7 protein-coding genes are annotated in these 8,771 nt (G+C 73.8%); all 7 read left to right on the top strand.

Annotated features, from left to right (window positions below; translation table 11 throughout):
- Positions 1-744: aspartate/glutamate racemase family protein (locus ACWC91_RS35780; protein ID WP_450726206.1), on the top strand; the 744-nt coding region annotated here is incomplete at its 5' end.
- A complete protein-coding gene (locus tag ACWC91_RS35775; protein WP_450640950.1) occupies positions 741-2,024 on the top strand; it encodes an amidohydrolase family protein in 1,284 nt (427 codons plus the stop codon). The genes ACWC91_RS35780 and ACWC91_RS35775, both read left to right, overlap by 4 nt.
- Before the next feature lie 73 nt (positions 2,025-2,097).
- Positions 2,098-3,591, top strand: coding sequence for an aldehyde dehydrogenase (locus ACWC91_RS35770; protein ID WP_450640951.1), 1,494 nt, complete (start codon positions 2,098-2,100; stop codon positions 3,589-3,591).
- Positions 3,584-5,089 carry a dihydropyrimidinase gene (hydA, locus tag ACWC91_RS35765; protein WP_450640953.1) on the top strand — a complete coding sequence of 502 codons (1,506 nt, stop codon included), beginning with the start codon at positions 3,584-3,586 and terminating at the stop codon, positions 5,087-5,089. The genes ACWC91_RS35770 and hydA overlap by 8 nt, the downstream gene beginning before the upstream one ends.
- Before the next feature lie 41 nt (positions 5,090-5,130).
- The gene (allE, locus tag ACWC91_RS35760; protein WP_225078376.1) at positions 5,131-5,910 is read left to right on the top strand and encodes a (S)-ureidoglycine aminohydrolase; all 780 of its coding nucleotides are present in this window, start codon (positions 5,131-5,133) and stop codon (positions 5,908-5,910) included.
- Positions 5,897-7,351 carry a M20/M25/M40 family metallo-hydrolase gene (locus tag ACWC91_RS35755; protein WP_450640955.1) on the top strand — a complete coding sequence of 485 codons (1,455 nt, stop codon included), beginning with the start codon at positions 5,897-5,899 and terminating at the stop codon, positions 7,349-7,351. Before allE ends, ACWC91_RS35755 begins: the two co-directional genes overlap by 14 nt.
- Entirely contained in the window at positions 7,348-8,712 is a 1,365-nt protein-coding gene (locus tag ACWC91_RS35750; protein WP_450640956.1) for an amidohydrolase family protein, read from the top strand. The genes ACWC91_RS35755 and ACWC91_RS35750 overlap by 4 nt, the downstream gene beginning before the upstream one ends.
- Positions 8,713-8,771: the final 59 nt, after the last annotated feature.

Here is an 8,771-nt window from a genome sequence, read left to right as displayed (position 1 = left end):
GGTCCGGTCGCCGTGACGGCCGGCGCGCGCCCCGGCGTCGCGGCAACGGCGGCCCCTGCCCGCGGCACCCGGCGCTCCGTCCTCGTCCTCAACCCCAACAGCTCCGCCGTCGCCACGGGCCGTATCCGCTCCGGCGCCGAGCTCTGGGCAGGTCCGGGCATCGACGTCGACGTGCGCTCGCTGCCGGGCGGTCCGGCCGGGATCGACAGCGGCGACGACATCGCACTCGCCGCCGCGCTGACCCTCCGGGAGGCACCCCGGCTCGCGGCCGGGCGGGACGCGGTGGTCATCGCCTGCGGCCACGACCCCGGCCTCGCCGAGGTCCGCGGGCTGCTGCCGGTGCCCGTCGTCGGCATCGCCGAGGCCGCCATGCTCCAGGCCTGCCTGTACGGCGGCCGGTTCGCCGTACCGGTGTTCTCACCGCGTTCCGTGCCGCTGGTGCGGGGCCTCGTGCACCGGTACGGGCTCGATGCGCGGCTCGCATCGATCGTGCCGATGGCGACGGACACCGCCGCCGCCGTACGCGACCCGGAGGCGCTGCTCGACCAGTACGTGCGGGCCGGGCGCACCGCACGGGACCGGGACGCCGCCGACAGCCTCGTCCTGATCGGCTCCGTGGTCGGCGCGCTCGCCCCGGCCCTCGAAGCCGAACTCGGCGTCCCGGTGGTCGCCGGACTGCCCGCCGCGCTCGCCCTCACCGGCGCTCTGCTCACCCACCGCACACCCCAGGAGTCGATCCGATGAGCACCACCACCCTCGTCCACGGCGGTCCCGTCCTCGATGTGCGCCACGGCACCTGGCGCGAGGGCGCCGCCGTGGTCGTCGAGAACGGGCGCGTCACCGAGGTCGTCGGCCGTGACGCCGTCCCGCACGAGACGGACGCCGAGATCGTGGACACCGACGGAGGGCACATCCTGCCCGGCCTCATCGACGCGCACGCCCACCTGATGAGCCGGTCAGGCGTCGAGGCGGACGCCGGGCTCATCACGCGCAGCGTCGTCGACGGCGTCATCACCGCCCGCCGGTTCATCGAGTCCGGCATCACCACCGTCCGCGACCCCGGCTGCAAGCACCGCGGCATCCACGCGCTGCGCGCCGAGCTCGCCGCGGGCCGGGTGCTGGGCCCGCGTGCCTTCACGGCCGGCCCGAACGTCGTCGGCAGCGGCGCTCCCGTCGACTGGCGCAACGTCTTCGCCGACGGTCCGGACGCCGTACGCCGCGCCGTCCGGCTGGAGCGGCTGGCGGGCGCCGACTTCATCAAGCTCGTCCTGAGCCACACCACCGCCGACTCCGACTGGACGCTGTGCCTGCGGTACCTCAACGACGAGGAGATCGCGACGGCCGTCAGCGAGGCCCATCTCCTCGGGGCCCGTGTCGGCTGTCACTGCGAGGGCATCGACGCGGCCCGCGCCGCCGTCGCCGCCGGAGTCGACGTCGTCGACCACGGCCTGGCGATCGACGCGCCCCTCGCCGCCCGGATGGCCGCGCAGGGCACCGTCTACGTCCCCACCTTGTGGGCGTTCCGCACCAAGACCCACCTCAACGTCGGCCGGACGATCACCGAGGACCAGGCGGCCGTGTACGAGGAGCGGATCGGCGCCGTCCACGAGCAGTCGGTCCGGAACGCCGTCGAGGCCGGCGTCACGATCGCCGCGGGCAGCGACCCGATCCACTGGATCCCCGCCCGCGACGTCCTGATCTGCGAGCTGGAGGCACTGACGGAAGCCGGACTGAGCGCCGCGGACGCGCTGCGCGCCGCGACCCTCGGCGGCGCCACCGCGCTCGGCGAGCAGGACAACCTCGGCAGCCTGGAGCCCGGCTACCGCGCCGACGTCCTCGTCGTCGACGGCGACCCGCTCGCTGATCTGCGCGCCCTCGGCCGGCCCCGGCTCGTGATGAGGGACGGCCACGTCCTCGTCGACCTGCGCGACGACAAGAAGGCGGCCGAGGCCCTGTGGGCCGACATCGCCACCGGACAGCCCGCGTCCGAGCGCCAGCCGGAGATCTGGCTGCGCCGCGACTGAGCCGGCCCGGAACCGAACCGGGCCATCCGCACCACCCCACGACCCCGACGACCCTTCGCAAGAGGAGCACCCCATGACCGTCACCGCCCAGGAATGGCACCAGCGGGCCGAGCAACTGCGCTGGGAGGAGCGCGCGTTCATCGACGGCGCCCACGCCGACGCCGCCTCCGGCGAACGCCTCGACACCGTCTCGCCCGTCGACGGCCGCACCGTCGCCTCCAGCCCCGCCATGGGCCCGGCGGACGTCGACCGGGCCGTCGCCGCCGCCCGCCGCGCCTTCGAGTCCGGCGTCTGGTCGCGGATGGCGCCGATCGCCCGCCGCGCGGTGCTGCTGCGGTTCGCCGAGCTGATCCGCCGCGACCGCGAGCACCTCGCGCTGGTCATGACCCTCGACAGCGGCAAGCCGATCGGCTCCACGCTCGGCGAGGCCGACCACGCGGCCGACGTGCTGCGCTGGTTCGCCGAGGCCATCGACAAGGTCTACGGCGAGGTCGCGCCGACCGCGGACAGCGCGCTCGCCCTCGTCACCCGCGAACCCCTCGGCGTCGTCGCCGCCGTCGTGCCGTGGAACTTCCCGATCGGCATGCCGATGTGGAAGATCGCCCCCGCCCTCGCCACCGGCAACTCCCTCGTCGTGAAGCCCGCCGAGCAGGCCCCGCACGTCGTCCTCGCGCTCGCCGCGCTGGCCGCGGAGGCCGGCGTCCCCGAGGGGGTGTTCAACGTCGTCACCGGCCTCGGCGAGTCCGTCGGCCGCGCCCTCGGTCTGCACCCGGACGTCGACAAGGTCGCCTTCACCGGCTCCACCCAGGTCGGCAAGTTCTTCCTGGAGTACGCGGCGCAGTCGAACATGAAGAGCGTGTCGCTGGAGTGCGGCGGCAAGTCCCCCAACATCGTCCTGGAGGACGCGCCCGACCTCGCCGCCGCGGCCGAGGGCGCCGCGCTCGGCGCGTTCGTCAACCAGGGCGAGATGTGCAGCGCCGGCTCCCGCGTCATCGTGCAGGAGTCCGTGCGCGAGGAGTTCACCGAGCGGCTCATCGAGGCCGCGGGCGCCTGGCGGCCCGGCGACCCCCTCGACCCGGCGGTGAGGATGGGCGCGCTCGTCGACGAGTCCCAGCTCTCCCGCGTCCTCGGCTACGTCGGCATCGGCCGTGAGGAAGGCGCGCGCGTCGCCACCGGCGGCGAGCGCGGACGCCCGGACTCCGGCGGCTGCTACCTGGAGCCCACGGTCCTCGCCGACGTCACCAACGACATGCGCGTCGCCCAGGAGGAGATCTTCGGCCCCGTGCTGTCCCTGATCACCGCGAAGGACGCCGACGACGCCGTACGGATCGCCAACGACTCCCAGTACGGGCTCGCCGCCGCCGTCTGGACCCGTCACGTCACCACCGCGCACCGGGTCTCCCGCGCACTGCGCGCGGGCACGGTGTGGGTGAACTGCTACAACCACTCCGACGTGACCGTCCCCTTCGGCGGCTTCCGGCAGTCCGGCACCGGCCGTGACAAGTCCCTGCACGCGATGGAGCAGTACACGCTGCCGAAGACGGTCTGGGTGAACATCGGTGCCTGAGTTCACCCGGAGGCCTGCACCGCACCGCGCCGCGTCCGGTGCGCCGACTCCCCCGGTCGCCGGCCGGGTGCTGGTCGCCGGAGGCACCGTCATCGGCCCCGACGCCACCGAAGCGGCGGACGTCCTCGTCGAGAACGGGGTCATCACGGCGGTCGCGAGCCCGGGAGTGCTGCGCCACGCCGACGCGGACGAGACGATCGACGCGGACGGCTGCTGGGTGCTGCCGGGCGGCATCGACCCGCACACCCATCTGGACACCCTGATCCGCGGTCACCGCACCTGCGACGACTTCCACCGGGGAACCGTCGCCGCGCTCGCCGGGGGCACCACGTCGATCGTCGACTTCTGCTATCCGGAGCCCGGCGAGTCACCGCTGGCCGCGCTGCGCGCCTGGCAGACGCGAACGCTCGCCCAGCGGCCCGCCGCGGACGTCGGCGTCCACATGGTGCTCGTCCAGCCCGGCGAGGACGAACTGGCCGAGCTGCCCCGCCTGGCCGCCGAGGGCGTCACCAGCATCAAGGTGTACATGGCCTACCGGGGCCGCCGGATGACGGACGACCGCGGGCTGCTGCGGATCCTGCAGTGCGCGGCCCCGCTCGGCATCACCGTGCTGGTGCACGCGGAGAACGGCGACGCGATCGACCTGCTCACCGCGCAGGCGATCGACCGCGGCGAGACCGCGCCGCACCACCATTCGCACACCCGCCCCGACCTGCTGGAGGCCGAGGCCGTCAACCGGATCGCACACCTGGCCCGGGTCGCGGGCGCCCGCGTCTACATCGTCCACGTCTCCGGCGCCACGGCACTCGACCCGATCCGCAGGTCCCGCGCGGCGGGCTGGGACGTACACGGCGAGACCTGCCCGCACTACCTCGTCCTCGACGAGCATGCACTGGAGGGCGACCTCGCCACCGCGGCGCAGGCCGTGTGCTCACCGCCGCTGCGTCGGGCCGCCGACCAGGACGCGCTGTGGCAGGCGCTCGCCGACGGCAGCCTCGCCATGGTCTCCAGCGACCACTGCGCGTTCCGGATCGCCGACCAGAAGATCATGGAGCCGCGGTTCGACTGCATCCTCAACGGCCTCCCCGGCATCGAGCAGCGCATCATGCTGCTCCACCACTTCGGGGTCCGCACCGGTCGCATCACCCCGCGCCGCTGGGCCGACGCCGTGTCCACGGCCCCGGCCCGCATGTTCGGGCTGCTGCCCCGCAAGGGCCTGATCGCCCCCGGCGCCGACGCCGATCTGCTCGTCTTCGACCCGGAGCGCCGCCGCACCCTCACGGTCGCCGACCACCACTCGGCCGTCGACCACCTGCCGTACGAGGGCATCGAGGTCATCGGCGCGCCCCGCGCCGTCCTCGCCGGCGGACGGATCGCCGTACGCGACGGGCGCCCCGTACCGGGCCTCGCGGGCGGCGGCCGCTTCCTCGCCCGCACGCCCGGCGTCCCGCACGCGGAGGAGCCGCGGCCCGCGGCCCCGGTCCTGCAGACCACCTGACCGCACGCACCTCAGCCCACGACAGCCAGGAGAGAGATCACATGACCACCACCCCCGACCGCCCCTACGCCCCGCCGACCACGGTCTCCGTCTCCCGTGGGCGCCGCACCGACGCGTACCACCTGCTCACCCCCGCCAACCAGTTCCCGAGCCGGCTGCCCGGCTTCGACGGAGTGATCGTGAAGAAGCTGGCCACGCCGCGGCTGCACCGCGCCCGGTTCGGCTGGTACCTGCTGGAGATCGAGCCCGGCGGCGGCACCTCGGCCGTCACCGGCGCCGAGCACGAGCACTTCCTGCTCGGCCTCGACGGCACGCCGCACGTCCTGGCCGGCGACGCCAAGCACGACCTCGCCGACCAGGGGTTCGCGTTCCTGCCCACCGGCACCGGCTTCCAGTTGCGCAACGACACCGCGGCCCCGGCCCGGCTCCTGTGGATCAAGCAGGAGCACCAGCCCTGGCCCGGCGTACCCGCCCCGCAGCCGGTCAGCGGACGGCTCGGCGACGCGGAGTACCGGCCCGGCTCGGTCGCCGGGATCAGCCGCGCCGAACTGCTGCCCGTCGACGCGCCCTACGACTTCTCGATGAGCGTGCTGTCCTTCGAGCCGGGCGCGGTCTTCCCGAAGGTCGAGGTCCACGACGAGGAGCACGGCCTGTGGATGCTGAAGGGCTCCGGGCTGTACCACCTCGACGGCGACATCATGGAGGTGGAGACCGAGGACTTCATCTACATGGCCCCGTACTGCCCCCAGTACTTCTACCCGACGGGCCCCGGTACCGCCGCCTACCTGCTCTACAAGGACATCAACCGTGACGGCTTCTGAGCACACCACCGACGCGACAGGCTCGGTGCCGACGGGGACCGCGCTGCGCGACGCGCTGTGGACGAGGATCGACGAACGCGCCGACGAGTTCCTGTCCTGGCTCGTCGAACTCGCCGCGCAGCCCAGCGTCAGCGTCACCGGTGAGGGCGTACGCGAATGCGCGGCGCTCCTCACCGACATCCTCAAGCGGATCGGCGTCGACTCCGAGACCCTGGAGACCGGCGGCAGCCCCATCGTCTGGGCGACCCTCGGCGAGCACGCCGCCGAGGACGCCCCGCACCTGCTGGTCTACGGCCACTACGACGTCGTGCCCGCCGGCGACCCCGCCGACTGGCCGTTCCCGCCGTTCGAGCCCACCGTCCACGAGGGGGCGCTGTGGGGCAGGGGAGTCGGCGACAGCAAGGGCCAGCTCCTCGCCCATCTGTGCGCCCTCGCCGTCTGGACCGACGTCACCGGCGCTCCGCCGCCGCTGCGGCTCGACCTGATGCTCGACGGCGAGGACGAGACGGGCTCCCTGAACACCCGCCGCTTCATCGCCGAGCACCCGGAACGGTTCACCGCCGACGCCCTCTACACCTCCGACGCGTCCACGCTGGGCCTGTGGCAGCCGGCGCTCTTCCTCGGCGTACGGGGCGCGCTCTACCTGGAGTTCACCTGCGAGGGCAGCCCCCAGGAGTGGCACTCGGCGAGCTACGGCGGCATCCTGCCGAACCCGGCGGACCGCCTCACCCGGGCGCTCGCGTCCCTGACCGACGCGGACGGACGCATCCTCGTCGACGGCTTCCACGACGGCATCGAACCGGTCCCGGAGTCGGTCCGGACCGCGGCGGCAGCCCTCCCCGACACCTTCCTCCCCCCGGCCCAGGACCTGGGCGTCCGCGCCTACACCACGTCCGACCCGGTGGACGCGATGTTCTTCTCGCCGCGCATCTGCGTCTGCGGCATCGAGGCCGGGTACACCGGCGAGGGCCTGAAGATGGCGGTGCCGACCCGGGCGACCGCCAAGGTCGACATCGCCCTCATGCCCGGCCAGAGCCCGGCACGCACCGCCCAACTGATCCGCCGTCACCTGGACGACCACGGCTGGGACGACATCACGTTCACCGTCCTCGCCGACTGCCCGCCCTCCTCGATCCCCGACACCCACCCGCTCGTCACCACGGCCCGCGCCGCGCTCGGCGCCGTGTGGGGCCAGGAGGCGGCGGTGATCCCGTCGATCGGCGGAGGGGGCGTCTTCGGCGCGTTCGTCGAGCACGCCGGACTGCCCTGCCTCCTCGTCCCGTACGGCCAGCCCGACCTGCAGGAGCACTCCTCGCAGGAGCACTTCTCCCTGGAGTGGTTCAGGAACGGCATCAAGACCAGCGCTGAGGTGCTGCGCCGCCTGGCCGAGGGCGAGGCCACGGGGTGGACGCGCCGCGTCCCGTCGAAGGAGGCCGGATGACCGTCGTCGACGTCCACGCCCACATGCTGCCCTCGCAGGTGCTGGCCGGCGACTGGCCGCCGGCGCTCGCGGCGGGCCTGCGCACCACCGAGGACGGCCGCCTGCTCTCACCCACCGGGGAACGCCTGCCCGCCCACTACCCGGATCTGACCGACCCGGCCGCGGCACTCGCCCGTATGGACCGGCAGGGCGTGGACCGCGCCGTGGTCTCCCTGACCCCCCACGCGTACGCCGTCGGTACGGGACCGGAGGCGACGCGGTACGCCCGCGCCGCGAACGACGCGCTCGCCGCGTACGTGGGCAGCGCGGCGGCGGCGGGCCGGCTGACCGGCCTCGCGACCCTGCCCGTGGGCCGCCCCGAGGACGCGGCGGCCGAACTGGAGCGGGCGATCACCCGCCTCGGTCTCGCGGGCGCGCAGATCACCACGGGCCCGGTCGCGGGCCGCCCCCTCGACCGCGCGGGCCTCGACCCGCTGTTCACGGTGTGCGAGACCCTGGACGTCCCGCTGTCCCTGCACCCGTCCTACTGCGGTCCCCTGCAGGACCCGGACCTGTTCCTGCACAACTCGGTCGGCGCCCCCCTGGACACGGCCCTCGCCTACGCTCGCCTCGCCGCCTCCGGCACCCTGGACCGCCATCCGCGCCTGCGCCTGGTACTGGCCCACGGCGGAGGCGTCCTCGCCCAGCTCCTGCCCCGCCTGGACAACAACTGGCACTACCGCGCCGACCTCCGCACCCGCGCCCACCACCCGCCGAGTGCCTATCTGGACCGGGTCTGGTGCGACACGGTGGTCCACACCGCCCCCGCGCTCCGCTACCTCAAGGAGACCTTCGGCGAACCCCACCTTCTCCTGGGCACGGACGCCCCGTACGGCACGGGAGTGGCGCAACCGATCCCCGCCCTGGAACAGGCAGGCCTGAACCCCCGCACACTGGGCGAGACCGCCGAACGCCTCTTCCGCACGGTTCGGTCCGGGCCGACCACGACAGGTCGCTCTGCGGAGACCGTGGTGGATCTCCGCGAGGAGATCATCCGCCTCGAGTCCTCGCTCCTCGGTGCCGAGGCACGCAATGACGTAGGCCGGCTCGAACAGCTGATCCATCATGACTTCTACGAGATCGGGCGCACCGGAAAGTACTGGGAGCGCGAGGAGGTGATCCGCGTCCTCAACAGCATCCCGGACCAGGTGCGGGGCGTGACCTTCGACCGGGTCGTGGAGCTCGCCCCGGGCGTCGTCCACATTCGGTTCCGCACCGAGGACGCCGTCGGCGTGGTTCACCGCAGCTCCATCTGGACGCGCGAGGACGGTCGCTGGCAGCAGCGGTACCACCAAGGCACGCCGGACACCCAGGCCGGCTGACCGAGGCAGCCGCGCGGCCGGCGCCGCCCACCTCCGGACGACGGGGCCGGGTGGTGCGC

This window comes from Streptomyces sp. NPDC001204, from assembly GCF_053598035.1.
Note: the sequence above shows the minus strand (reverse complement) of the source record. Positions and strands in the feature narration are given on the sequence as shown.